The sequence below is a fragment of the Phenylobacterium immobile (ATCC 35973) genome, from assembly GCF_001375595.1.
GTDB classification, from domain to species: domain Bacteria; phylum Pseudomonadota; class Alphaproteobacteria; order Caulobacterales; family Caulobacteraceae; genus Phenylobacterium; species Phenylobacterium immobile.
In genome coordinates this window covers 1,044,409-1,070,399 of sequence record NZ_CVJQ01000001.1, presented here as the reverse complement: position 1 = coordinate 1,070,399, position 25,991 = coordinate 1,044,409, and the positions used below count along the sequence as shown (strand labels likewise).

Annotated in this window: 18 protein-coding genes; 13 read left to right on the top strand and 5 right to left on the bottom strand. The window is 67.0% G+C overall.

Annotated elements, in window-relative coordinates; translation table 11 throughout:
- Positions 1 to 43 precede the first annotated feature (43 nt).
- From BN1313_RS05335 to BN1313_RS05300, 8 genes are all read left to right on the top strand, one after another.
- Positions 44 to 2,530 (top strand): glycogen/starch/alpha-glucan phosphorylase, encoded by a 2,487-nt coding sequence (locus tag BN1313_RS05335; protein WP_091737454.1) that lies wholly within the window; start codon positions 44 to 46, stop codon positions 2,528 to 2,530.
- A gap of 45 nt (positions 2,531 to 2,575) precedes the next feature.
- A complete protein-coding gene (gene glgB / locus BN1313_RS05330; protein WP_091737452.1) occupies positions 2,576 to 4,756 on the top strand; it encodes a 1,4-alpha-glucan branching protein GlgB in 2,181 nt (726 codons plus the stop codon).
- Positions 4,753 to 6,015: a glucose-1-phosphate adenylyltransferase gene (gene glgC, locus BN1313_RS05325; protein WP_091737449.1), complete on the top strand. Its 1,263-nt coding sequence runs from the start codon at positions 4,753 to 4,755 to the stop codon at positions 6,013 to 6,015. The genes glgB and glgC overlap by 4 nt, the downstream gene beginning before the upstream one ends.
- A gap of 2 nt (positions 6,016 to 6,017) precedes the next feature.
- Positions 6,018 to 7,469, top strand: a complete 1,452-nt coding sequence (gene glgA / locus BN1313_RS05320) for a glycogen synthase GlgA (protein WP_091737447.1) — start codon at positions 6,018 to 6,020, stop codon at positions 7,467 to 7,469.
- Between the two features lie 2 nt (positions 7,470 to 7,471).
- Entirely contained in the window at positions 7,472 to 11,536 is a 4,065-nt protein-coding gene (gene glgX / locus BN1313_RS05315; RefSeq protein ID WP_091737446.1) for a glycogen debranching protein GlgX, read from the top strand.
- Between the two features lie 64 nt (positions 11,537 to 11,600).
- Positions 11,601 to 12,173 (top strand): chromate transporter, encoded by a 573-nt coding sequence (locus tag BN1313_RS05310; protein WP_176695904.1) that lies wholly within the window; start codon positions 11,601 to 11,603, stop codon positions 12,171 to 12,173.
- Positions 12,170 to 12,712: a chromate transporter gene (locus tag BN1313_RS05305; RefSeq protein ID WP_091737441.1), complete on the top strand. Its 543-nt coding sequence runs from the start codon at positions 12,170 to 12,172 to the stop codon at positions 12,710 to 12,712. Before BN1313_RS05310 ends, BN1313_RS05305 begins: the two co-directional genes overlap by 4 nt.
- A 9-nt stretch (positions 12,713 to 12,721) precedes the next feature.
- On the top strand, positions 12,722 to 13,381 hold the full coding sequence (locus BN1313_RS05300) for an SDR family oxidoreductase (RefSeq protein ID WP_091737439.1): 660 nt from the start codon (positions 12,722 to 12,724) through the stop codon (positions 13,379 to 13,381).
- Here the strand turns inward: BN1313_RS05300 and BN1313_RS05295 are convergent.
- The 3 genes from BN1313_RS05295 to BN1313_RS05285 form a co-directional block, all read right to left on the bottom strand.
- Entirely contained in the window at positions 13,354 to 14,676 is a 1,323-nt protein-coding gene (locus BN1313_RS05295; protein WP_091737438.1) for a spinster family MFS transporter, read from the bottom strand. The two genes, BN1313_RS05300 and BN1313_RS05295, sit on opposite strands and share 28 nt — an antisense overlap.
- A 65-nt stretch (positions 14,677 to 14,741) precedes the next feature.
- The gene (locus tag BN1313_RS05290; RefSeq protein WP_091737437.1) at positions 14,742 to 15,227 is read right to left on the bottom strand and encodes a flavin reductase family protein; all 486 of its coding nucleotides are present in this window, start codon (positions 15,225 to 15,227) and stop codon (positions 14,742 to 14,744) included.
- 9 nt (positions 15,228 to 15,236) lie between these two features.
- Positions 15,237 to 16,826: a 4-hydroxyphenylacetate 3-hydroxylase family protein gene (locus tag BN1313_RS05285; protein WP_091737435.1), complete on the bottom strand. Its 1,590-nt coding sequence runs from the start codon at positions 16,824 to 16,826 to the stop codon at positions 15,237 to 15,239.
- Between the two features lie 174 nt (positions 16,827 to 17,000).
- Between BN1313_RS05285 and BN1313_RS05280 the strand changes: the two genes are divergently transcribed.
- From BN1313_RS05280 to BN1313_RS05270, 3 genes are all read left to right on the top strand, one after another.
- Positions 17,001 to 17,837, top strand: a complete 837-nt coding sequence (locus BN1313_RS05280; protein ID WP_176695903.1) for an adenylyltransferase/cytidyltransferase family protein — start codon at positions 17,001 to 17,003, stop codon at positions 17,835 to 17,837.
- A gap of 82 nt (positions 17,838 to 17,919) precedes the next feature.
- Entirely contained in the window at positions 17,920 to 18,843 is a 924-nt protein-coding gene (locus BN1313_RS05275) for a DMT family transporter (protein ID WP_176695902.1), read from the top strand.
- Between the two features lie 157 nt (positions 18,844 to 19,000).
- A complete protein-coding gene (locus tag BN1313_RS05270; protein ID WP_091737431.1) occupies positions 19,001 to 20,353 on the top strand; it encodes a spinster family MFS transporter in 1,353 nt (450 codons plus the stop codon).
- Between the two features lie 61 nt (positions 20,354 to 20,414).
- On the opposite strand, the gene BN1313_RS05265 is transcribed toward BN1313_RS05270, so the two are convergent.
- Positions 20,415 to 21,404 carry a quinone oxidoreductase family protein gene (locus BN1313_RS05265; protein ID WP_091737429.1) on the bottom strand — a complete coding sequence of 330 codons (990 nt, stop codon included), beginning with the start codon at positions 21,402 to 21,404 and terminating at the stop codon, positions 20,415 to 20,417.
- 191 nt (positions 21,405 to 21,595) lie between these two features.
- On the opposite strand from BN1313_RS05265, the gene BN1313_RS05260 reads away from it, so the two are divergent.
- Entirely contained in the window at positions 21,596 to 22,807 is a 1,212-nt protein-coding gene (locus tag BN1313_RS05260; RefSeq protein ID WP_091737426.1) for a dipeptidase, read from the top strand.
- A gap of 61 nt (positions 22,808 to 22,868) precedes the next feature.
- Here BN1313_RS05260 and BN1313_RS05255 read toward each other — a convergent pair whose 3' ends face one another.
- Positions 22,869 to 24,404, bottom strand: coding sequence for a spinster family MFS transporter (locus tag BN1313_RS05255; protein WP_091737424.1), 1,536 nt, complete (start codon positions 24,402 to 24,404; stop codon positions 22,869 to 22,871).
- Between the two features lie 128 nt (positions 24,405 to 24,532).
- Between BN1313_RS05255 and BN1313_RS05250 the strand changes: the two genes are divergently transcribed.
- On the top strand, positions 24,533 to 25,909 hold the full coding sequence (locus BN1313_RS05250) for an alginate export family protein (RefSeq protein ID WP_176695901.1): 1,377 nt from the start codon (positions 24,533 to 24,535) through the stop codon (positions 25,907 to 25,909).
- The last annotated feature ends 82 nt before the right edge of the window (positions 25,910 to 25,991 follow it).

The window sequence follows — 25,991 nt, the reverse complement described above, 5'->3', positions numbered from 1 at the left end:
CCTACCCATAGGGCTCGTTCCATTGCGCTGATCGGTCCTCCTTATGGCTGCTCCCACCGACATTTCGCCCGCCGCCTACATCCCGCTGCCGCAGCAGGATGAGGAGATCACCACCCTGCGGCGCGCCCTGGTGGCGAAGCTGACCTATGCGGTGGGCAAGGACCCGATCACGGCCAGCGAACACGACTGGTTCATGGCCACGGCCCTCACCGTGCGCGATCGGATCGTCGACCGGTGGTTTCCCTCGACGCGGGCGATCTACCAGGAGAAGCGCAAGCGGGTTTACTACCTGTCGCTGGAGTTCCTGATCGGCCGGCTGCTGGCCGATTCCTTGAACAACCTGGGCATCACTAACCAGATGCGCGACGCCCTGCGCGAGCTGGGCGTCAGCCTGGAGCGGCTGGAGGCGATCGAGCCGGACGCGGCGCTGGGCAACGGGGGCCTGGGGCGGCTGGCCGCCTGCTACATGGAGAGTATGGCGAGCCTGGCGGTGGCCGCGCACGGCTACGGCATCCGCTATGACCACGGCCTGTTCCGCCAGACGATCAACGACGGCTGGCAAGGCGAGGTGCCGGAAAACTGGCTGGCGTCGGGCAATCCATGGGAGTTCGAGCGGCCGGAAGTGCTGGTCTCGATCGGCTTTGGCGGCACGGTCGAAGCGGTCGAACAGGCCGATGGCCAAGACACCTACGCCTGGCACCCGGCCGAGACGGTGGAGGCCCAGGCCTATGACACGCCGGTGGTGGGGTGGCGCGGGCGACATGTGAACACGCTGCGGCTCTGGTCGGCGCGCGCGCCCGACCCGCTGAAGCTGGACGCCTTCAACCGCGGCGACCACGTGGCGGCGCTGGCCAGCCAGGCGCAGGCGGCGATGATCACCCAGGTGCTCTATCCCAGCGATGAAACACCGGCGGGCGAGGAGCTGCGCCTGCGGCAGGAGTACTTTTTCTCTTCGGCGGCGCTGCAGGACATCATCCGCCGGCACATGCGCCAGCATGACGGCGAGATCCGGTCGCTGGCCGAGCATGTGGCGATCCAGCTGAACGACACCCACCCGGCGATCGCCATTCCCGAACTGATGCGCCTGCTGGTCGATGTGCACCAGCTGCCCTGGGATGAGGCCTGGGACATCGCGGTGGCGACCTTCAGCTACACCAACCACACCCTGCTGCCGGAGGCGTTGGAGCACTGGCCGGTGGCCTTGATGGAGCGGCTTCTGCCGCGCCACATGCAGATCATCTACCTGATCAACGCCAAGCATCTGGAGCGACTGAAGGCCTCGGGCAGGGTTTCCGACGAACAGATGGGCGAGGTGTCGCTGATCGAGGAGAGCCACGGCCGGCAGGTGCGGATGGGCTGGCTGAGCTTCGTCGGGTCGCACAAGGTGAACGGCGTCTCGGCGCTGCACACCGACCTGATGAAGACCACGGTGTTCTCGGCCTTCCACAAGATTTACCCCGACCGGATCGTCAATAAGACCAATGGCGTCACCTTCCGCCGCTGGCTGATGGAGGCGAACCCGGGCCTGACCGACCTGATGGTCGATGTGGTGGGTCCGAAGATCCTGCACGACGCCGAGACCCTGGGGGAGTTCGCGGCCTTCGCCGACGACGCCGGCGTGCACGAGCGGTTCTGGGCGGTGCGCAAGGAGCGCAAGGCGGCGCTGGCCGCGCTGACCTGGGAGAAGCTGCACATCCGGCTGGACCCTGAGGCGATGTTCGACGTGCAGATCAAGCGCCAGCACGAGTACAAGCGCCAGCTGCTCAACATCCTGCAGACCATCGCGCTCTACGACCAGATGCGCGCCCAGCCGCACCGCAACTGGACGCCGCAGGTCAAGATCTTCGCCGGCAAGGCGGCGGCCAGCTACCACAACGCTAAGCTGATCATAAAACTGATCAACGACGTGGCCCGCACCGTGAACGCCGACCCGACCCTGCACGGCCTGCTGAAGGTGGTGTTCCTGCCGAACTACAATGTGAGCCTGGCCGAGCAGATCATCCCGGCCTCCGACCTATCCGAGCAGATCTCGACCGCGGGAATGGAAGCGTCGGGCACCGGCAACATGAAGCTGGCGTTGAACGGGGCGCTGACCATCGGCACGCTCGATGGGGCCAATGTCGAGATCAAGGAACATGTCGGCGACGACAACATCTTCATCTTCGGCCTGACCGCGGCCGAGGTGCAGGCTTCGCGCGCCGAAGGACTGAAGACCGCCGAGATCGTGGCGGGATCGCCCATGCTGCAACAGGTGCTGGACCAGGTGCGCTCGGGCGTCTTCTCGCCGGATCAGCCGGACCTCTACAAGCCGCTGGTGGATGGGCTGATGGACCACGACCATTTCCTGGTGCTGACGGACTTCGACGCCTACTGCGCCCGCCAGGCCGACGTGCGTGATCGCTGGCGCGACAAGACGGGCTGGATGCGCTCGGCGATCCTCAATACCAGCCACATGGGCTTCTTCTCATCAGACCGGGCAATCCGGGAATATGCAGAGGACATCTGGAACGTGCCCGTCACCAAGCGGTAGGGTGATCCGCCGCCCCCAATTCCCGCCCTCCGTCCGGAGACGACCTTGAGCACCCTGACGGACGACGAGGTCGCTGCGATCGCCAAGGGACAACTGGCCGACGCCTTCGCTGTCCTGGGACCCCACGACGGCTGGGTGCGGGCCTTCGTGCGGCACGCCGAGACGCTGGAGGTGCTGGCCGAGACCGGCGCGGTGCTGGCGACCCTGACCGAGCGGCGGCCCTGGGTGTTCGAAGGCGCCGTCCCCCTCGCCCCAGGCCAGCCTTATCTGCTGCGCGCCACAAACCGCGGCGGTCGCTGGGTGGCGCACGATCCCTACCGGTTCGGCCCGCTGCTGGGGCCGCTGGACGATCACCTGCTGATCGAGGGCGCCCACCACAGGCTGTACGAAAAGCTGGGCGCCCACGCGATCACCCATGAGGGCGTCCATGGCGTGAGCTTCGCCGTCTGGGCGCCGAACGCGGCTCAGGTTGCGGTGGTCGGCGACTTCAACGACTGGGACGGCCGCGCCCTGCCCATGCGCAAGCGGGTCGACAGCGGCGTCTGGGAGGTCTTCGCGCCTGGCCTGACGCCAGGAGCAACCTACAAGTACTCGATCATTTCCCGCGCAGGCGAACGGCTGCCGTTGAAGGCCGACCCCTTCGGCCAGGCCTCGGAACTGCGACCGGCCACCGCCTCGGTGGTCCCGGCGCCGCTAGACCACGCGTGGCGGGACGCCGGCTACCGCGACGCGCGCCCGGCCGAGCCGTGGCGGGCCGCCATGAGCATCTACGAGGTGCACCTGGGGTCCTGGCGACGGGGACCGGAAGGCCGTTTCCTGACCTGGGACGAGATCGCCGAGACGCTGATCCCCTACGCCAAGGACATGGGTTTCACCCACCTGGAGTTCATGCCGGTGTTCGAGCACCCGCTGGACGAAAGCTGGGGCTACCAGCCGATCGGCCTGTTCGCCCCCACCGCCCGGTTCGGCGAGCCGGCGGGGTTGGCCCGGTTGATCGATGCGGCCCACGCCGCGGGCCTTGGCGTGATTCTGGACTGGGTGCCGGCGCATTTTCCAGCCGACGCCCACGGTCTGGCGCGGTTCGATGGCGACACGCTTTACGAACACCCCGATCCGCGGCGCGGTTTCCAGCCCCAGTGGAATACGGCGGCCTATGACTTCGCCCGCAGCGAAGTGGCCAACTACCTGATCGCCAATGCGCTCTACTGGCTGGAGGTGTTCCACGCTGACGGTCTGCGCGTCGATGCGGTCAGCGCCATGCTCTATCTGGACTATGGCCGCGAGGGCGGCGACTTCCCGCGCAACGCTGAGGGGGGACGCGAGGACCGCGACGCCGAGGCCTTCCTGAAGACGCTTAACACCACCGTCTACGCCGAGCAGCCCAAGGCCCTGATGATCGCCGAGGAGAGCACCAGCTGGCCCGGCGTGACCGCCCCGGTCCACGAGGGCGGACTGGGCTTCGGCTTCAAGTGGAACATGGGGTGGATGAACGACACCCTGGCCTACCTCGAGCTCGATCCGTTGTTTCGCAAGCACCACCACGAGAAGCTGACCTTCGGGCTGACCTACGCCTTCAGTGAGAACTATGTCCTACCGCTCAGTCACGACGAGGTGGTCCACGGCAAGGGCACGATCCTGTCCGGCATGCCGGGCGACGACTGGCGTCGGTTCGCCGCTGTGCGCGGGCTCTATGGTTTCCAGTGGGGTTATCCCGGCAAGAAGCTTCTGTTCATGGGCCAGGAATTCGGTCAGCGCCGCGAATGGAGCGAGGCCGGGCAACTGGAGTGGGGACTGCTGCAATATCCCGAACACCAGGGCCTGCGGCAGTTGGTGCGCGACCTGAACCTCCTCTATCGCGCAACGCCGGCGCTCTTCCGCCGGGACAACGATGCGGACGCCTTCCGGTGGAGCGTGGTGGACGACGCCGCTCAATCCACTGCAGCTTGGATCCGGTTTGGCGAAGAGGGCGACGCCCCCGTCGCGGTGATCTGCAACTTCACGCCCGAGCCACGCCAGGGCTACCGGCTGGGTCTGCCGCACGCAGGGACGTGGACGGAGGTCTTCAATTCCGACGCCTATGCCTACGGCGGTTCGGGCCTGGGAAATCTCGGCGAGGTGATCGCCACCGATGAGGCGTTCGCGGGTTTTCCAGCCTCCAGTGAAATTCTTTTACCGCCGCTCGCTACGGTGTTCCTGAGGTGGGACGGCGCAAGGACCCCAGAATGACGACCCCGAAGACCCAATCCGGCCCGCTGTCGCGCCACGCCATGGCCTATGTGCTGGCTGGCGGTCGGGGCAGCCGCTTGCTGGAGCTGACCGATATCCGGGCCAAGCCGGCGGTCTACTTCGGCGGCAAGTTCCGCATTGTCGACTTCGCCCTGTCGAACGCCATGAATTCCGGCATCCGGCGGATCGCGGTGGCGACGCAGTACAAGGCCCACAGCCTCATCCGCCATCTGCAGCGCGGCTGGAATTTCTTCCGACCCGAGCGCAATGAGACCTTCGACATCCTGCCCGCCAGCCAGCGCGTGGACGAGCACATGTGGTATCTCGGCACCGCCGACGCGGTCTATCAGAACCTCGACATCATCGAGGACTACGGCGCGCAGTTCATCGTCATCCTGGCCGGCGACCACGTCTACAAGATGGACTACGAGCCCATGCTTCAGCAGCATGTGGACCAGGGCGCGGACGTGACCGTGGGTTGCATCGAGGCTTCCATCGAGGAGGCCAAGGGCTTCGGCGTCATGCACGTCGACGAGAACGACCAGATCATCGACTTCCTGGAGAAGCCCGCGAACCCGCCGCACATGCCGGGCCGGCCGGACACGGCCCTGGCCAGCATGGGCATCTATGTGTTCGACGTCGCCTTTCTGGCGGAGGAGTTGCGACGCGACGCGGCCGATCCGGACAGCGACCACGACTTCGGCAAGGACATCATTCCCAGGCTGGTGAAGGGCGGCAAGGCGGTCGCCCACCCGTTCGCGCGCTCCTACATCCGCACGGCCTCAGACGCGGGACCCTATTGGCGCGACGTGGGCACCATCGACAGCTTCTTCGCCGCCAACATCGACCTGACCGAGGTGGTGCCCGACCTCGACCTCTATGACCGGGACTGGCCGATCTGGACGTACAGTGAGATGAACGCGCCGGCGAAGTTCGTGCACGATCATCCAGGGCGACGCGGGTCTGCGGTGTCATCGCTCGTATCGGGCGGCTGCGTCATCTCCGGCGCCTCGATCTCGCGATCGGTGCTGTTCAACGACGTACGGGTCAATTCCTACGCCAATGTCGAACTTGGCGTGATCATGCCAGGCGTTCGCATCGGCCGCTCGGCGCGCCTGAAGAACGTAATCATCGACCGCGGCGTGGATATTCCCGAGGGCCTGATCGTCGGTGAGGATCCGTTGATCGACGGCAAGCGGTTTCGCCGGTCCGAAGGCGGCGTCTGCCTGATCACCCAGAAGATGATCGACCGGCTCTGAGGATGGCCGTGAAGCTGAACGTCCTGGCGGTCGCGTCCGAAGTCTATCCGTTGATCAAGACCGGTGGTCTGGCGGACGTGGCCGGCGCCCTACCCGGCGCATTGAAGACCGAGGGCGTGACGGTGCGGACGCTGCTGCCCGGGTATCCGGCGGTGATGGCGCGGTTGAAGCGCGCCAAGCCGCTTCACGCCTTTACGACGCATTTCGGCGGACCGGCGCAGCTCTTGGGCGTCAAGGTCGAGGGTCTGGACCTGATCGTGCTGGACGCGCCGCACCTGTTCGACCGAGCCGGCGGACCCTACGCCGGCATGGACGGACGCGACTTCGGCGATAACGCCCTCCGGTTCGCCGCCCTGTCGGCGGCTGGCGCGGCGATCGCCCAGGGCCTGCTGGCCGACTGGCGGCCCGACGTTGTGCACGCCCACGACTGGCAGGCGGGCATGACCGCGGCCTATCTCACCTTCAACGGCGGCCCGCGCACGCCAGTCGTGTTCACCGTCCATAACCTCGCGTTCCAGGGTCAGTTCGACCGCAAGCTGATGGGGGCGCTTGGATTGCCGGCGCACGCCTTCACCCACGACGGCGTCGAATACTATGGCGACATCGGCTTCCTGAAGGCGGGCCTGCGCCTGGCCGACCGGGTGACCACCGTCTCGCCGACCTATGCAGCCGAAATCTGCACCCCCGAGTGGGGCATGGGCCTCGACGGCCTCATCCGCGGTCGCGCCGACCGCCTCAGCGGGATCCTGAACGGGATCGACACCGACGTCTGGAATCCGGCGACCGACCCGCACATCGCCCAGGCCTACGACGCCGCGGACATCGCCGCCCGCGCCGTGAACAAGGCCGCCTTGCAGGCCCGGTTGGGCCTGGAGGTCGCCCCTGATGCGCCGCTCTTCGGCGTGATCAGCCGACTGAGCTGGCAGAAGGGACTGGACCTCCTGCTCGCCGCCCTACCAACGATCCTGGAGACTGGCGGCCAGCTCGCGGTGCTGGGCTCGGGCGACCGATGGATGGAGGAGGGCTTCGCCAACGCCGCGGCTTCGAACGCTGGCCGGATCAGCGTGCAAATCGGCTACGACGAGACCCTGGCCCATGCGATCCAGGCCGGTGTCGACGCCCTGATCGTCCCGTCGCGGTTCGAGCCCTGCGGTCTGACCCAGCTGTGCGCCCTGCGCTATGGGGCTGTGCCGGTGGTCGCTCGCGTCGGCGGCCTGGCGGACACGATCATCGACGCCAGCCCCATGGCCATGGCGGCGCGCACCGCCACCGGCGTCCAGTTCTCGCCGGTCAGCGGTCCCATGCTGGAGAGCGCGATCCGGCGGGCATCCAGTCTTTATCGCAAGCCTGACTCCTGGCGTCGCCTTCAGCTCAATGGCATGGCCAGCGACGTCTCCTGGACCGAGCCTGCGCAGGCCTATGCAAGCCTATACCGCGACCTGGCCGCAGGCTGACGGTGGCGGCGGGGGCCCATCCGATCGAGGAGGGCGCGCCCGAGCCGCTGGGCGCGAGCCTGGTCGGCGACGGGGTCAACTTCGCCGTCTGGTCGAGCGCCGCCGAAGCCATCGAGGTTTGTCTCTTCGACGCGGAAGGGGCCGAAATAGCGCGGCTGCCGCTGCCGGGCCGGACCGGGCCGGTGTTCCATGGACGGATCGCGGGCCTAGGCGCGGGCGCCCGCTACGGGTTGCGAGCGCATGGCGTCTTCGCGCCGGAACGCGGCCTGAGGTTCGATCCGTCCAAGCTGCTGATCGACCCGTATGCGCGCGCCCTCGACAGCCAGATCCGCCTGCACCCGACGATGTCAGTCCATGGCGAAGATAGCGCGCCATACGTCGCGAAGGCCCTTGTCCAACCGGCGACGGAGGCGCGCAGACGCCCGCCGCTGAAGACCGCCTGGGCCGATACGGTGATCTACGAGCTGCACGTGCGCGGCTTCACCCGCCTGAACCCGGACATCCCCGAGCAGATGCGGGGAACTTTCGCAGGCCTCGCTCATCCCGCCGCCATCGCCCACCTGCTGCGCCTCGGCGTCACCGCTGTCGAGCTTCTGCCCTGCATGGCCTGGATGGACGAGCGCCACCTACCGCCGCTGAACCTGACCAACTATTGGGGCTACAACCCCGTCGCCTGGATGACGCCGGACCCGCGCCTCGCGCCCGGCGGATGGGCCGAGGTGCGCGCGGCGACCGACGCCTTGGCGGCGGCTGGCATCGAGACTCTCCTCGATGTGGTCTTCAACCACTCCGGCGAGAGCGACGAACTGGGCCCGACGCTATCGCTGCGCGGCCTGGACAATGCGGGTTACTACCGCCTCCAGGCCGGCCGGCCGGACCGCTATGTGAACGACGCGGGCACGGGCAACGTGCTGGCGCTGGAGCGGCCGGCAGGCATGCGCCTGGCCATGGACACCCTGCGGACCTGGGCGACGCTGGGCGGGATCGAAGGCTTCCGTTTCGATCTGGCGACGACCCTGGGCCGCGGGCCCGCCGGTTTCGATCCGGCCTCGCCCCTGCTGGCGGCGATCGACCAAGACCCGGCGTTGCGCGACCTGAAGCTGATCGCCGAGCCATGGGACTGCGGCCTGGACGGCTACCAGCTTGGCCGTTTTCCGGCCGCATGGGGTGAATGGAACGATCATTTCCGCGATGATGTGCGGGGATTCTGGCGCGGCGGACCGATCACGCTGGGCAAGCTCGCCACGCGGCTTTCGGGATCGCAGGATGTCTTCGTCGGCAAGCGGCCGAGCCGTAGCATCAACTTCGTCACCGCCCACGATGGCTTCACCCTGGCCGACCTCGTCACCTATGAGGTCAAGCGCAACTGGGCGAACGGCGAGGACAACCGCGACGGCTCCGACCACGAAGGTTCGTGGAACAATGGGGTCGAGGGGCCGAGCGATGAGCCTGTCGTACGCGCCGCACGCCTCAGTGACCAACGCGCGCTGCTGTCGACCTTGATCCTGGCGCGCGGGACGCCGATGATCGCCATGGGCGCGGAGTTCGGTCACAGCCAGGCGGGCGCGAACAACGCCTATACGCAGGACAATGAGACGAGTTGGCTCGACTGGGCCGCCGCCGACGAAAGCCTGGCCGGCTTTACCGCGCGGCTGATCGCGGCGAGGCGCAGCCACCCCGCCCTGCGTCAGGACCGGTTCCTGACGGGCCGGCTGCTGGCCGACGAGCCCTTCGCCGATGTGGAGTGGCGACGCGCCGATGGCTCGCCGTTGAGCGCTTACGACTGGGACGCGGCGGATGGCGCGACCCTGGTGGTCGGCCTGGCCGCCTCCGAGGACGCCGTGCTGGATCGCGTGGTCCTGGCGATCCACCGCGCCCGCTCGCCTGCTGAAGCAATGCTGCCCGGAACGCGCGATGGCCATGCCTGGCGCATCCTGGCCGACAGCGCGAATCCCGAGCGGGAAGGGGACGTTGAGGGCCGGGTATCGCTCAGCGCCCGATCCGTCTTGCTGCTCGGCGAGGTCGAGACCGCCACCCCGACCACGCGACCGACCAATACAGAGGCCTTGGCGCGGCTGGCGGCGGCGGCGGGTGTCGCGCCCGAATGGCGCGGGTTCGATGGCGAGGCCCATCCGGTCAGCGCTGATACGCAAACGGCCTTGCTCGCCGCCATGGGCTTGCCTGCTGGTTCCACTGGGGAGGCCCTGACGTCGCTTGACCGACTCGCCGCGCAGCGAGACCGCCGGGCCCTGCCCGCGGCCCTGACCGCGACCGCCGAGACCGCCTTCACCCTGCCCCTGCGCTTCAATCCGGCACACCCGGCGCCGCGGACCTGGATCGAAATCCGCGGTGACGGCGTTGGCGTGCGCCGCCTGGCGACGGGCGTCGACGCGCCCATCACCCACGCGATGGCCGCTGATGGCCGCGAGGTTGCGACCCTCGCCCTGGCCGCCCCGCCGCTGCCGGCCGGCCGTTATGAAGTGCGCCGGGAAGACGCGCCGGACGCGCTGTGCCGCCTGACGGTCGCGCCGGAACGATGCTTCCTGCCGCCCGATTTCGCCGAGGGCGCGCGGATATCGGGCCTGGCGACCCAGCTCTACAGCCTGCGGCGCGCGGGCGATCAGGGGATTGGTGATCTCACAACCCTTGGCGATTTGGCGGCCGCCAGCGCCGCCCACGGGTTCGCGGTGGTGGGGATCAATCCACTGCACACCCTGTTCAACGGCGATCGCGAACGCGCCAGCCCCTACTATCCCTCCGATCGTCGCTTCCTCGACCCCATCTACCTTGATGTCCCGGGAGCGGGCGCGGTCAGCAGAAGCGAGTTGATCGACTACCCCGCGGTATGGGGGGCCAAACTTGCGGCGCTGGAGGCGGCCTATGCGGCCGGCGTCGACGATGCGGCGCTTGAGGCCTTCATCGTCGCCGGCGGCGAGGATCTGGCGCGCTTCGCCCTTTTTGAGACGATCGCTGACGCCCACCCCGGCCAGGACTGGCGCAGCTGGCCCGAGGCGCTGCGTACGCCTCACGCGGCGCGTGCGAGCGCCTTCGCCCAGGCGCACGCCCCGCGCCTGCGGTTTCACCAGTATCTGCAATGGCGGGCGGACGCCGAGCTGGGCGCCGCGGCGCGGCGCGGCGGCCTGTCGCTTGGCCTCTGCCGGGACCTCGCCGTCGCGGCCGCGCCCGACGGCGCCGAGGCCTGGGCCATGGCCGATCTCTTGGCCAAGGGCGTCGCGATCGGCGCGCCACCGGATGCGTTTGCGCCCCAGGGTCAAGTCTGGGGCGCCCCGCCCTTCAATCCGCACGCTCTCACAGCCGACGGCTACCGGGCCTATGGCCGAATGCTCGCCGCCAATATGCGCCACGCCGGCGCGCTGCGGGTCGACCACGCCCTTGGGTTGGCCCGCCAGTTCTGGGCGCCGCATGGAGCCGAGGGCGCGGACGGCGCCTATGTCGCCTTCCCGCTTGACGACCTCTTAGGTCAGCTCGCCCTGGAGAGCTGGCAGGCGCGTTGCGTCGTGGTCGGGGAGGACCTGGGTGTGGTCCCCGATGGCCTCCGCGCGGCCCTGACCGGGCGAAATGTGCTGGGTTACCGCGTCCTGCCCTTCGAGCGGGACGAAGGCGGGTTCACCCCGCCCGAGGCCTATGCTTCCAAGGCTTGGGCCTGCGTCGGCACCCACGACCTGCCGCCGCTGAAGGGGTGGTGGGCGGGCGCCGAGATCGATGAGCGCCAGGCCCTGGGCCTCACGCCAGCCGATCAAGCCGCCCAGGAGCGGGCCCAGCGGGCCCGCGACCGCGCCGACCTCGTCGCCGCCCTCGGAACGGGCGACGCCAACGGGCCAATGACGGACAACCTCGCCGAACTGATCCACGCCTTCGTCGCCCGTAGCGCAAGCCTGATCGCCGTGGCTCAAGCCGACGACCTGGCCGGTGAGACGGTCGGCGTGAACCTGCCCGGCACCGACCGAGAACGGCCTAACTGGCGGCGACGGCTGGCGACGCCACTGGCGCGACTGTTCGATTCACCCCGCGCTCAGGCGATTCTGCGGGGCATGGCGCAAAGGTAGGTCCGTGGTTGTCATCCCGGCCCCGGAGTTCCATGAACGGCCCAACGACAGAAGAGGGGCCTGCGTGACTGAGACCACAGTTGAAGACCGCTGGGGCGCGCCCCTGGCGATCAGCCTCAAGGACCTGTTCCTGGGCTTCTTCAAGATCGGCGCCCTGGGCTTTGGCGGCGTAGCGCCGGGCGCGCGACGGGTGATCGTCGAAGAGCGCCGGTGGCTGAGCGACGCCGAATACGCCCAGGTGCTGGCGATCGGCCAGGCGTTGCCCGGGGCCAACACCGTCAACGCCGCGGTGATGATCGGCGACCGCGCCCAGGGGCCGCTGGGCGCCCTCATGGCGCTGTTCGGCCTGATGGGCGGGCCGTTGTTGCTGCTGATCTGCGCAGCAGTCCTCTATGGCCGCTATGGCGATCTGGCGATGGTGCGCGGCGCGCTCAGCGCGGCGGGTTCAGCCGCCGCAGGCCTCGTGGCGGGGACGGCGATCAAGATGCTGACAGGCCTGAAGCTCGGTCGCACAGCCATGGGCTTTGCGCTCATGACTTTTATCGCTGTCGGCGTCTTCCGCGTACCGTTGCTTGCGGCCCTTTTCGTACTGGGCGCCGCAAGCATCGCCGTCGTCTGGCAAGGCATGCGCAAATGAGCGCCCGCGACCTTGTCAGCCTGACCACGACCTTCGCGGCCCTGTCTGTCGGCGCCGTCGGCGGGGCCAATGCGGTGACGCCGGAGATTCAGCGCATCGCCGTCGACCAGCAGCACTGGATGGACCAGGCGACCTTCTCGCAGCTGTTCGCCATCGCCAACACCGCGCCGGGCCCCAACGTGCTCCTGGTCAGTATGGTCGGCTGGCAGGTGGCCGGCGTCGCCGGCCTGTTGGTGGCGACCCTGGCGATCCTGATCCCCTCCAGCCTCCTGGCCCTTGTCGCCAACCGGCTGATCACCCGTTACGACAGCCTGACCATTGTGCGCGCGATCCGCACCGGCCTGGCGCCCATCGCCGTCGGCCTGCTGATGGCCAGTGGCCTCGTGCTATCGCGCGGCGCCAATCCAACAATCTGGGCCTGGATCATCGGCTTGGCGGCCATGGCCTTCGTGCTCACCCTGAAACGCAATCCCGCCTGGGCCTTGCTGGTCGCCGCCATCCTCGGCGCATTCGCCGGCCCCTTCATCTATCCCGCCTAGGAGAAACCCATGTCCAAAGTCGTCATCAGCGGCGCCTCGCGCGGCATCGGCCGTCAACTGGCGCGACTCTACGCGGCGCGCGGCGACGCGGTGACTGGCGGCGCGCGCAAACCCGACGCCGCAGCGGGATTCACCGAGCAGGCGCTTGAGGTGTCAGAAGACGCTTCGGTACGATCGTTCGCAGCCGGGCTCGACAGTGATCCGGTGGACGTGTTGATCAACAACGCCGGCGTCATCGGGCCGGATCGTCAGTCGACCCTGGACATGGATTTCGAGGGGTTCGCCCAGGCGCTCGCCGTCAACACCATCGCTCCCCTGCGATTGACGCAGGCGCTGCTGCCCAACCTCCGCAAGGCCGCCGGCGGCAAGGTGGTCATCATCTCCAGCTTCATGGGCTCGCTCAGCCATGCGAGCTCCAACCAGGCCGCCTACCGCGTCTCTAAGGCCGGCGTGAACAAGCTCGTCCAATGCCTGGCGACCGACCTCGCGGCCGAAGGGATTGCGGTCGCCTCGATCCACCCAGGCTGGGTGCGCACCGACATGGGCGGCGCGAACGCCGACATCAGCGTCGAGGAAAGCGCCGCGGGCATCCAGCGGGTGATCGACAGCTTGACGCTGGCGACCACCGGCCGGTTCTGGAACTACGACGGTAAGGCGTTGGCCTGGTAGGCGGGCTTCACCCCGTTGGCGTCGAAGCAGCGGAGCGACATGAAGAAGGGGATGACGCCGATTGCGATGATGAACGGCGCAAAGGTCATCGCCCAGCGCAGCGCCAGGACCGGCCCGAGGGTGGGCGCCAGGCTGTCGCTGATCAGGCCCACCACCAGCGGACCGCCCGCCTGGCCGACGACGTTGGTGGCGATGAGGGTCGCCGCGGCGACCATGCCCCGGAAGTTCGCCGGCACGAGTTCCATCGACAGCGCCAAGTAAGGCGCAAGGCGGAAGGCGTTGGTGAGAGCGCCGCCAAAACCGCCGAGGATCATCCACTGCCAGCTCGGCGCCCAGGCGTATAGAAACGCCGAGGGAATGGTGACGCAGGCCGCCATCGCCGGCAGCAACACGTTCCAGCGCTCTGACTTGCGCTTGGTGGCGATCCAACCGGTCAGGAAGCCGCCGCCGATGCCGCCAAGGATGCCGCCGATCGCGGTGACAGGCGCCTGGATCGCACCGAGTTCAGTCATGCTGAGACCGAAGGCGCGAACCATCAAAGCCGGACCCCAAGCTTGCAGCGTCCCCGTTCCCAGCCCGGTGATGGCCGTGCCGAGCAGGATCAGCATGAAGGGCTTCGAACGCCACATGGCCCGAAGGGCGTCACCCACCGTCGTCGTGTCGAGCCCCACGGTCACAGGCTTCTCGTCGGTCGCGCCGCGGACCGGCTCGCGGACGGTGAACTGCACAAGGATAGCGATCAGCACGCCGGGGATCGCCAAGAAGTAAAAGGCCGCGCGCCAGCCGTACTGGTCGGCGATGACGCCGATGATGGGCGTGATCAGGACGGCGCTGAACGGCTGGGCCATGTTGAAGATGGCGATCATCTTCGGCCGCGTCTTACGTTCGAAATAGTCAGCGATCAGCGACATCGAGGTCGGCGTGCTGGTCGACTCGCCGACGCCCACGCCGGCGCGGGCCAGAGCCATTGTGACGAAGTTGCCCGCTACGCCGCAGAGGCCGGTGGCGATGGACCAGAGCCCGACACCCATGGCCAGGATGCTGCGACGGTTCCCCCGGTCGGCCCAACGGGCGATGGGAATGCCGAACAGAGAATAGAACAGGACGAAGGCCGCGCCGGTCAGCAGGCTCATCGAGGTGTCGCTAGCGCCGAGGTCGGCCTTAATGGGCTCGAGCAGCAGACTCATCACCGTGCGATCAGCGATGCTGAGCGCGTTGGTCAGCGTGAGGATCGCCATGACGTAGTAGGCGTAGGTGCGGCTCGACGGCGCCGCACGCGCAGTGACATCACTCATGCTTCCCCCCGGAACTCTGTTGGCGAGCTCTCGACAATTGACACGCCCGGATGGGCGCAACGCCCTCAGCCTTGGTGCAGGCTGTGGAAACTCCGGTCGTACCAGACGGCCGGTGGTCCCTTGTCCTGGACGTTCACCGCTTCCACCAGACCGATGAGGATCACATGGTCACCGCCCGGATGCTCGGCGTAGAGCGAGCATTCCAGGCTGATGTCGAAGTCGTCGATCACCGGCGAGCCCTGAGCGCTCAGATGATACCGCAGCCCTTCAAACTTGTCGGGATGCGAGGACGCGAATCGCATGGCGAGGTCGCAATGCTTGGCGCCGACGATATGAGCGGCGAACCCGCCCGAGGCTTGAGCGGCGAGCGCGGTTCTCGCACTCGCCGCCACGCTGGCCAGAACCAGCGGAGGGTCCAGCGACAGCGACATGAAGGCGCTGACCGTGGCTCCGACAAACCCGCCGGAGCCATCGACGCTGGTGATCACCGTGACGCCCGCCGGAAGGGCGGAAAGCGCGTCACGGAACAGCTCAGGCTGAACCCTCAGCATATGCTGCCCTTAGCTCGCGGCCGGAGTGACAGCCTTGGCGTTTTGCGTTGGGTGCGACGCAGCCGGGTAGGATAGAGTCAGGCTATCCGGACGCGCGCGGCGGGCGGGCGGCTGCGGCGTGGCGGGGGGCACCGGCTGTTGGGCGCCGGGGCCGGCCAGGACGCGGTCGATCGTCGCCGACAGTTCGGTCTTGTCGTAGGCTAGGTAGAAGCCGGCGGTATTGCGCACCGGGTCGCCCGAGAAGAACTTGATGTACTGGCGCAGACGTTGACCGAAGGCCTCGCCCGACAGATCCCAGGCCAGCTTGAACAGCTTCACGCGGTCTTCAGCTGTCACACCCGGGCGGCCACGGACGTATTTGTCGATGTAGCCGCGCAGTTCGGGGTTGTCGAAGTCGCCCTTCGACGGGGCGTAGAAGTAACCGCCGCCAGCCAGGGTGTTGATGATTTCGACAAACTGGGCGTGGATCGCGCCGGCCTGCATATGCAGGGCGCCCAGACCAGGCATGTAGGACGTCCAGTAGCCGTCGGGACGTTCCACCGCCATGGCGTCGGAGCCGTAGAACATGGCCTTGGCCATTTCGAGGTGCTGGAGCATAAAGCCCAGCTTTTCCTGGATGTGCAGGAAGCCGGTGATGCCAACGGCGTCAGCGACGCGCACGGCGGTGCCGCAGAGCAGCTCCATGCAAGCCAGGTTGCGCGAGGCAGTCTGAATGCCGCCGCCCATGCGTGGGTCAACCGGCGCGCCATTGACGATGGCGCCGGCGCCCGGCGAGCCGTCGACCACTAGGCGATCCCAGGGCACCAGGACGTCGTCAAAGATCGCGACGCAGTCCATTTCTTCAAAGCGGCTCGACAACGGGTGGTCGAACAGGGTCCGGCCGCCCGGCGAGAAGCTCTCGCGGCAGATGAACTTCACACCCTTGGTGTTGGAGGGGATCGCGAAGACCAGGGCGTAGGCGTCATCGCCGGGGGCGACGCCGCCGAAGGGCTGGACCAGCATTTCCTCGGTGAGGGCGGCCATGGTGCCGAGCATCTTGGCGCCGCGGACGATGATGCCTTCTTCGGTTTCACCGACGCGGCCCAGGTGGAAGAACGGGTCTTCCTGGTTGGCCGAGGTGCGGCTGCGGTCGATCTGCGGGTTCACCAGCACGTGGGTGAGGAAGAGATCGTTCTCGCGGACGAACTCATAATAGTTCTTCGCATGGCCGGCGTACTTCGGCGAAGCGGCGCTGTAGTGCTCATCCGAGAACTGCCACATCGAAACGAGGCCGTTCATGAAGTCGGGCGCGCGCCCCATGGTGCCGAAGTTCAGGTCGGCGCGGGCCTTGAAGTGACGGCGGCGCTTGACGACTTCTTCGCGCGACTTCGGCGCGATGAAGCCCGTCGAGACCAGGTCGCCGGTGCTCGGCGAAACCGACAGGCAGATGTCCTTGAAATCGGGGTGATGCTGGAGGTCGTATTGCTCCATGATGGATTTGACGGGACCGACAAAAACCGGGTGGGTCGTCACATCCTCAACGCGTTCGCCGTTAAGCCAGACCTCAGGCTGATTCGCCCGGATCGATTCGAGATATTGTTGTCCTGTCCGAGCGCCCATGGCTCCGCCTCCGCTGAGTTCCGCGTCTTCCACGCGTTGCTCGAACCCTTACGGCGTAAGATATTGCTGTCAACGACCTTCCGTCGCTTCACCACAATTTTTACTTACGCCGTAAGTCTTGAACGCCCGCAGCCAGCGTGCTAGATGTGTACTTACGATGTAAGGACGACCCGGATGCCCGCGCATTCAGCCGCACTGCCGAAACCGATTGAAATCGTCTGCGAATGGCGCGACCTGCCCGAACGTCTGCGTGGGGCCGTGGTCGCCATGGGCGTGTTCGACGGCGTCCACCTGGGTCACCAGGCGGTGATCGCCCAGGCCGCGAAGGTGGCCCGCGAATTGAATGCGCCGCTGGCCGTCCTGACTTTCGATCCCGCGCCCAAGGCGTTCTTCAATCCTGACCGCGCCTGCGAACGCCTGATGGACTCCAGCCAGTTCGAATCCGCGCTCAGCGCGCTTGGCGTGGAACGCATCTATCTGCTGCCGATGAAGGAACTGTCGCACGTCTCAAGCGCCGACTTCGCTCAACAGGTGCTGCGTGACGGGCTGCAGGTGCGCCACGTCGCCGTGGGTTTTGACAACACCTTCGGCTGCGATCGCGCCGGCCCCGAGGCTATGGCCGCCTATGGCGTCGAACTCGGCTTCACCACCTCGGTGGCGGCGGAGGTGATCGACGGCTCCGGCGCCAAGATTTGCTCGACAGCCGTTCGCCAGGCGCTTCGCGCCGGTGCGCTTGAAGACGCCGAACGCGCCCTGGGCCGGGTCTTTTCGATCCGCGGGGACGTGAGCGCGCAGACAGACGCCGCCTACAAGCTGACCTTCGGCGATTACATCGCCCCGCGCCCGGGGGCCTATGCCGTCCGCACCCGTCTGGCGGATGGAGTGCGCCTAGGGCTGGCCGACATCACCGAGCGGACCATGGATGTCCGCCTGGCGGATGGCGATTTCAGCCCCGCCCACCGCGTGATCGAGACCGAGCTTGTGGCCTACCTGGGCGCCGTCGCCGGCTGATCCTAAGGCCGTTGTTCGCGGCCCTTAGCCGAAAGTTGCTCTGGCAATTGACGCCATGAGACCCGCGCCCCATAGCAGCGCCGTGTCTGTCGTCGTGTCCCCCAATCCCCACCGCATCGGCCTCGGCATCAGCCTGCGGGTCGGCGCCATGCTCTCGCTGGCGATCATGCAGGGCCTGGTCAAATGGGTCGGCGAACAGGGCATCCCGACCTTCGAGATGCTCTTCTTCCGAAATTTCTTCGGCTTCGTGCCGCTGGTGATCTATATCGCCGCGACCACCGGCTGGTCGGTGCTGAAGACCACCCGGCCGATGGCGCACGCGACCCGCGCGGGCATCGGCCTGGTCGGCATGGTCTGCATGTTCGGCGCAGTGCAAAACCTGCCGCTTACGGAGGCGGCCGCGTTCAACTTCACGACGCCCATCGCCATGACGGCGCTCTCGGCGCTGGTGCTCAAGGAATATGTCGGGCCGCACCGCTGGGCGGCGGTGGCCGTAGGCTTCATCGGCGTGCTGATCATGATCAAGCCGGCGCCGGGCCACTTCAATGCGATCGGCGTTCTGTTCGCCATGGGCAGCGTGATCGGCGGCGCCGGCGCGAGCGTGACGATCCGCCAGATCGGCGCGACCGAGAAGGGCGCGACAATTGTTTTCTACTTCACCCTGGCGGGCACGCTTCTGGGGGCCGTCGGCTCACTGTTCGGCTGGAAGCAGCCAGACCTGCCGACGCTCGCCCTGTTGATCAGCATCGGCCTGACCGGCGGCCTGGCGCAGATTCTGCTGACCGAGGCCCTTCGCGCCGCTCCGGTCGGCGTCGTCGCGCCCTTCGACTACACCCAGCTCGCCTGGGCGACGGCCATCAGCATCATGGTTTGGAATGACCTGCCAGGGCCACTGACCCTTATTGGCGCGTCCATCATCGCCGTCAGCGGCGGCTATATCCTCTACCGCGAACTCAAAGGCGGACTTGCTGTTTCGCCGCCGACGGCGGTCGACGAAGACGGCTGACCCGAGCTGAGTCCGGCGTTTTCGGCCCAAAATGTCCCGTGCGCCCATTATCTGGCCCAATTTATGAACTGGCCAAGGAGACGCGGCCCCAGCAGCATGCGCCGCGCAAAACGTGGGCGACCTCCACGTAACAAAAGATAACGTTTCGGAGGATTCAATGAACGCCAAGGACCAGGCGGCGTCAGACGTTGCGGCCAGGCCGCCGTCCCGCCCCTACGCCCTCTACGTTCTCGGCCTGCTGGCCATCGGCAACATCTTCAACACCCTCGACCGGCTCGCCTTCACCCTGCTCTTGGAGCCGATCAAGGAGGACCTGCACGCCACCGACACCCAGATGAGCCTCCTCTCCGGGTTCGCATTCGTCATCTTCTACACCGTGTTCGGCATCCCGATCGCCCGTTGGGCGGACAAGTGGGTGCGCAAGACGATCCTGTCGATCGGCCTGGTCGGCTGGTCGATCATGACCATGCTGTGCGGCGCGGCCGGCAACTTCTGGCAGATGGCCCTGGTGCGGGCTGGCGTCGGGATCGGCGAATCCGCCGGCATCCCACCCTCGCTATCGCTCATCACAGATTACTTCCGTCGGCGGGAGCGCGCCCAGGCGATCGCCGTTTTCCAGACCACGGCGGTCCTGGCGATGGTCATCGGCTCGCCGATGGTGGGCCTGGTCGCCAGCCTCTATGGGTGGCGCGTCGCTTTCTTCGCCGCCGGCGCTCCCGGCGTGATCCTCGGCCTCATTGTCTTCTTCACGGTCCGTGAGCCGCTGCGCGGACGGATGGACCATCTCGATCCCGCGCCAACCGCGGCGCCTGGCGCAGCGGCCGGCCACGGGCATGGCGTGGAACTGGGCGCTGAGGGTTTCTGGGCATCGCTGCGGGTGATGTTCGCCTCCAAGCCTTTCCTGGTGCTGTTCATCGCCCAGGTGATCCTGGGCCTCGCCAACGGCATCACCGCGACCTGGACGCCGGCCTTCATGATGCGCGTCCACGGCATCGACATCCCTTGGGTGACCAACATCCTGGCGCCGACCTGGGGCGCCTCGGGCATCCTGGGCGGGCTCGCCGGCGGCTTCATGTCGGCGCACCTGGTGCGTAAGAGCGGCAAGGGCGAATGGATGATCCTGCTTCCCGCCCTCGCCATGATGATCGGCGTCGGGCTGCAACTGGGCTTCATCTTCGGCGGCACGGTGTGGATCTCGCTAGCCTGCGGCTGCAGCGCCTCGTTCTTCATGTCGTTCAAGAACGCGCCGATCATCGCGGAAGCCCTGGAGGCCGTGCCGACCTCCACCCGCAGCCTGGCCGGCGCCATGATGCTGATCGGCGCCAATGTGCTGGGCCAAGGCTTCGGCCCGCTGTTCACAGGCATGATCAGCGACTACCTGCTGCCGATCCTGGGCAAGGCCGACGCCATCCGCTGGGCGTTCATGCTCGCGCCCGGGCTGGGCGCGATCGGCGGTCTGTTCCTGCTGGTCAACACCCGGGTCTTCAGGAAGACGGTCGCCGACAGCTGAACGATCATTACCTTACGGGGGACGATCGCCCGGCGGAGACCGCCGGGCGATGGGCTGAAGATCAACCGTTAGGCAGCAGAATCACCTTGCCCGGCGAGGCCCGGCCTTCCAGCGCCCGATGGGCGTCGGCGGCCTGATCCAGGGTGAAGGTCTTGCCGATCGCAGCCTTAAGCTCGCCCTTGGCCAACATGACGTCGAGGTCCTTGTAGAGTTGGGCGCGCTCCTCGACGAAGAGGTTATCGGCGGCGCCAGCGCCGCGGTAGAAGCCGATCAGGGCCTGGTTTTTGCGAAGCAATTGACGCGGGTTGATCGGCGAGTCCGTGTCCGTGACATTGCCGTAGTTCACCACCCGACCGCCCGGACGCACGGCGTTGAAGGTCTCGTAGAAGACGGGGCCCCCGGTCACTTCGAAAGCCAGATCCACGCCCCTGCCCTCGTTCTTCTCGATCACTTCCTTCGACCAGCCGTCGATCGTGTAGTCGATCGGGATTGCGCCCAGGCTTTCGACCACGGCGCGTTTCTCGGGGGTGCTCGCTGCGCCGAAGACGCGCTTGGCGCCCCAAAGGCGAGCAAACTGCACCACAAGGAAGCCGACGCCACCGGTGGCCGCGGGTACAAACACCGTCTCGCCCGGCTGCAACTTGCCGGCTGCGCGGACGGCGAGGCCGGCGGTCTCGGCCTCGCTGAAGATCGCCAGGGCGTCGATCGGATCGACGCCGTCGGGGATCTTGCGAAAGGTGGCGATCTTAGCCAGGCCCTGTTCGGCATAGGCGCCGGTGAACACGTTGGCGAGGACGCGCTGGCCGACGAGGCCGGCGTCGCCGCCGGGGCCCACGGCCTCCACCATCGCCACCGCCAAGTTGCCCGGGATGTGAGGCAGCTTCGGTTGGACCGGATAGTAGCCCTCGCCGCGACGCAGGACATCGGCGTAGGTCACGCCGGTAGCCTCAACCCGAACAAGCGCTTCGCCCTCGGCCGGCTCCGGTGTCGCAATGTCCTCGACCTGCAGGACCTCGGGCGGTCCCTTCTTGTGATAGCGGGCGACTCTCATGCTGTTCCCTCTTCTGCAAAGCGAGCGTTCGCCGCTCGTCCTGTGTTTTGACGGGGCGCATCCTTGCCCACGCAATTGTCGCCGTCACCCCCGAAAGCGACCGCGAAGCGCGGCTATCGCGCCCGCCAGAAAAGCTGCGATAAATTCCTAGCGATCCAGTCGTAAATTAGCCGGAAGCAAGGGAGGAACCCATGACAAGACTTTCTCTGACCCGCCGCCTCGCCCTGGCCGGCGTCGCCTGGATGGCGCTCGGCGCAGCGGCGCAGGCGCAGGACGCCGCGGCGATACACCAGCGCGCGCTGGTGTTGGACAGCCACGTCGACGTCCTGCCGCCAGGCACGATCCTTCGCTATTTCGACAAGGACGGCACGTCCCACACGAGCCTAGCCAAGCTGAAGGCCGGCGGCGTCGACGCCGTCGTCTACGCCGTCGCGGTCTCCACCGGCCCGCGGACGCCGGAAGGCTATGCGGCTGCGCGGAAGGACGCTGATGTCCGACTCGCCGAGATTCAGGCCATGCCCGCTGAGAGCAAGGGCGAGATTGCAATCGCCTACACGGCCGATGATGTCCGCAAGATCGTGGCGGCGGGCAAGGTTGCGGTGATCATCGGCTTCCAGAACGCCCATTCGCTGGGGGGCGACCTGGCCAACTTCGACCATTTCTACGAAGGCGGCGTACGCGTGGCGGCGCTTAACCACGCCGGCAACACCGTTTTCGCAGATTCATCCCGCCCGCAGGCCGGCGCGGGCGAAGAGAATGGCGGGCTGTCAGCCTTGGGCAAGGCCGCGGTCTCCCGCTTCAATGACCTGGGCGTATTGATCGACGTCTCGCAGCTGACCAAGGCGGCTGTTCTGCAGACCATCGCACTCAGCCGCGCGCCGGTTGTGGCCACCCACTCTTCGGTGTTCGCCATCTCGCCGGATCCCCGCAACCTGTCCGATGAGGAGCTGGACGCCATCAAGGCCAATGGCGGCGTCGTCCAGTTGACCCCCTTCAACCGCTACCTTGTCCCCAAGCCCGCCGACTACGAAGACAATGTACGGGCGCTGCGTCGCAAGTACGGCCTGGATGACACCAAGCTCGGCTATGGCGGCTCGGAGAAATTCGCCGAGGCCGATCGCGTGGCCTTCCTGACCGCCTTCGACAATCTCTACCCGCAGGCGACCGTGAAGGATTTCGTCGACCACATAGACTATGTGGTCAAGCGGATCGGCGTCGATCACGTCGGAGTCGGCACCGACTTCAACCATGGCTCCGGCATCAACGGCTTCCACAACGCCGCCGATGCGCCCGCCGTCACCGCCGAACTGGTGAAGCGCGGCTACAGCGAAGCCGATATAGACAAGATCTGGAGCGGCAACTTCCTGCGAGCGCTGGCGGCGGCGCAAGCGGCGAAGAAGTAGCCACCGCCGAATTCAGAAAGGGCGCAGCGGCGACGCTGCGCCCTTTTCCTTGTGCGCTGGCCTAGACCGCGGCCTGCGCGGCCTTCGCGCGCTCCATGGCCGCCTTCATGCCGAAGGCCGCCAGGGCGTAGTGCGTCGCGCCCCAGAGGGTGAAGCCGAACATGGTCATGATGCCGTGGCGCGTGCCCAGGACGAGGGCCCCGTGACAGGCGGCCTTCGCCTCTGCAGCGGAGCCGACCGGCGCCTGTCCGCCCGGGCAGGCCGCCTTGAAGGCCGGCACGCTGTCGAAGAGGTGGGTGACGGCGGCCCAGAAGCCGCTGGCGTCGGGGTAGGCCAGGTGGAAGGCCGCATAATGGTCGATGACTATGCCGGCTAGCGGCGGCCCAAGACCCATGCCGACCAGGTTCATGACGAACATCAGCACCGCCGTGGCGGTGGCCCGTTGGCGGACGGGGGCGACATTCTGAACGACCGCGAAGCTGGCGCCCAGCTGGTAGCCGGCCAGCAGACCCGGCAAGGCCAGGAGCGCGGCGGCCACCTGCCAGGTCGGGGCGTTGTAGACAGCCAGGTGCAGCGGCACCGTGAGCGCCAACGCTACGGCGGGCGTGAGCGCGTAGCCGGCGGGGTGGATCTTCGCCATCCGATCGGTGACCCAGCCGGAGACGAAGGTCCCGATGATCGCCGAGATCCCGCCGATGACGCCAACGATCATGCCCACCTGGGCGAAGGTCAGGCCGAAGGCGCGGACGTAGTAGGGTGCGCTGAACTGCCCTGTGCCAAAGCCGGCGCAGGTGACCAGCGACAGACCGATCAGGATATTCGCCACCGGCCATTGACCGAAGAGGAGCCGCACGACGCGGCCGACCTCCCTCAGTTCGCCGCCGATCGAGAATGGCGTCTTCGCAGGCTTCGACGTGGCCGGCACGCCCGCCAGGTCGCCGGCGGCGTGGGCCGCCGCCTCGGCGTCGATGTGGCCCCGCGGCGGCTCCTTCATCAGCAGCTTGATGATAATGGCGACGATGATGCCCGGCAGGCCCACCATGACAAAGGCGAACCGCCAGGAGAAATGCGTGGTCAGCCAACCCCCGACGATCGCGCCGGTCATGGTGCCCACCGGCACGCCGACGCTGAAGGCGGCCAGCGCCTGGGCGCGGCGGTGGCGTGGGAAGTAGTCGCTGATCAGCGAATGGGCGGGCGGCGCCAGACCCGCCTCGCCGACACCCACGCCGAACCGGTATATCGACAGCATCAGGTAGTTGGCGGCGGTGCCGCAGGCGACCGTGAACCCGGACCAGATGATCATCGAGATCGCGATGATGTTCACCCGTGAGTAGCGCTCAGCTAGGCGGGCGATGGGGATGCCGAGGACGGTGTACAGCAGGGCGAAGTAGAGCCCACCCAACAGACCGAGTTGAGTGTCGGTGATCTTGAGGTCGACCTTAATGGCCTGGCCAAGAATTGTGACAATCGAACGGTCGACGAAGTTGATGGCGTAGGCTAACGCCAGCAGGAAAAGCACCAGGCTGGTGTACTTCTCGGAATACAAAGATTTCGCTGCGGGCGCATCCGCAGCATCGTTCGTCGCCGTCGTCGTCATCGTGTCCCCCCGGACCGTCGCCGCCTCGCTTCGTGGAGGCGTGCGGAAGCGATGTTAGACATCGGCGTCTGGGATTTGGGAAGGGGCGCGGCGTTCAATTCGCCCCAAGAAGCGTGGGAGACGTACGATTGGGGGCTCGGCCTAAAGAGCGCCAACGCGGCCTTGTCCGCCTGGGACGCCTCTTCGCCATCCTTCTCGCGCTGCTGCTTCCCGCCGCGGCCGCCGTAGCGCGGACATGCGACCAGCTGACCGCCGACGGCAATGTTCGCGCCCGCTACGAGATTGTCGAAAACCAGCCACGGCCGGAGTTTCGCGACAACGAGACGGTCTACAGCCTGCGCACCGCGCTCTTCGCCGAGTGCGTGAAGGGCGCTTGGCGGGTCGGCGGCGAACTGGTCGACAGCCGCGCCTTCAACGTCAAGATGGGCTCGGCCATCAGCTCGAATGACGTCAACATCCTGGAGCCAGTCCAGGCCTACGTCGGATATGACTTCGCGGTGGGCGAGAAGGCGAAGGCGGCGCTCCAGCTCGGCCGATTCCAGATCAGTCCGACCCAACAACGCCGGCAACTGACCGTCGACAACTACCGCAACACCCCCAACGGCTTCACCGGACTTCGCGCCGGCCTTGGCTTCAAGAGCGGCGAGACCGTCACATTGATCGCCGTCGCCCCGCAGCTGCGGCTGCCCGCCGACGATGTGTCGCTGCGCGACCTACGCCGCGGTCTCGATCGCGAAAGCCTGCACCTGTTGTTCTGGGGCGTGATCGCTAACGGACTGGATGTGGGCCACGGCCACCGCCTCGAGCTCTCCTACTTCGGCCTGCGCGAGACGGACGCCGCCTCGCGTCCGAGTCGCGATCGCCGGCTGGCGACCTTCACCGCCCGCCTCTATCGGCCCAGTCTCGGTCCAGGCTGGGACTATGAAGCCGAAGTCCTGCGGCAGGTCGGCCGTATCAGCGCCGACATGGAGCCAGGTGCGCCACGCATGGATGTTCTGGCCGGCTTCGCCCGCGCCAACCTCGGTTACACCTTCGACAACCCTTGGAACCCGCGGCTGGCGGTTGAATTCGACTGGGGATCGGGCGACGGCCCCGGCCCGAAATACGGACGCTTCGACGCGCTTTACACCGTTCGACGGCCGCGACTGGCGCCCTTCGGCATTTTGGCCTCATCAAGCCGGGCCAACGTCGTCGCCCCGGGTGTCCGATTGGAATTCGAGCCCAACAGCCGCACCGATGTGCTGCTGAATTATCACCGCTTTTATCTCGACTCGCCCACCGACCTGTTCGCGAGCACGCGCGTGCAGGATCCGCTCGGCCAATCGGGTCGCCTCGCCGGTGACCAGTTCGATAGCCGCGTCCGCTATTGGCTGCGCCCCAACAAGCTGCGCTTTGAGGCCGATTATGTGCTGCTGGCCAAGGGTCGGTTTCTGCGGGAAGCGCCCAACACGGGCTCGACGGGCGACACTCACTATCTCTCAATGAACCTGACGTACTCGTTCTGAGGTCATCGTGAGCGTGGACGGCAGCGCCACGGCCCTATAGACCCGCCGCGGCGACGACGCCGGGGGCGGCATGGCGTTCATC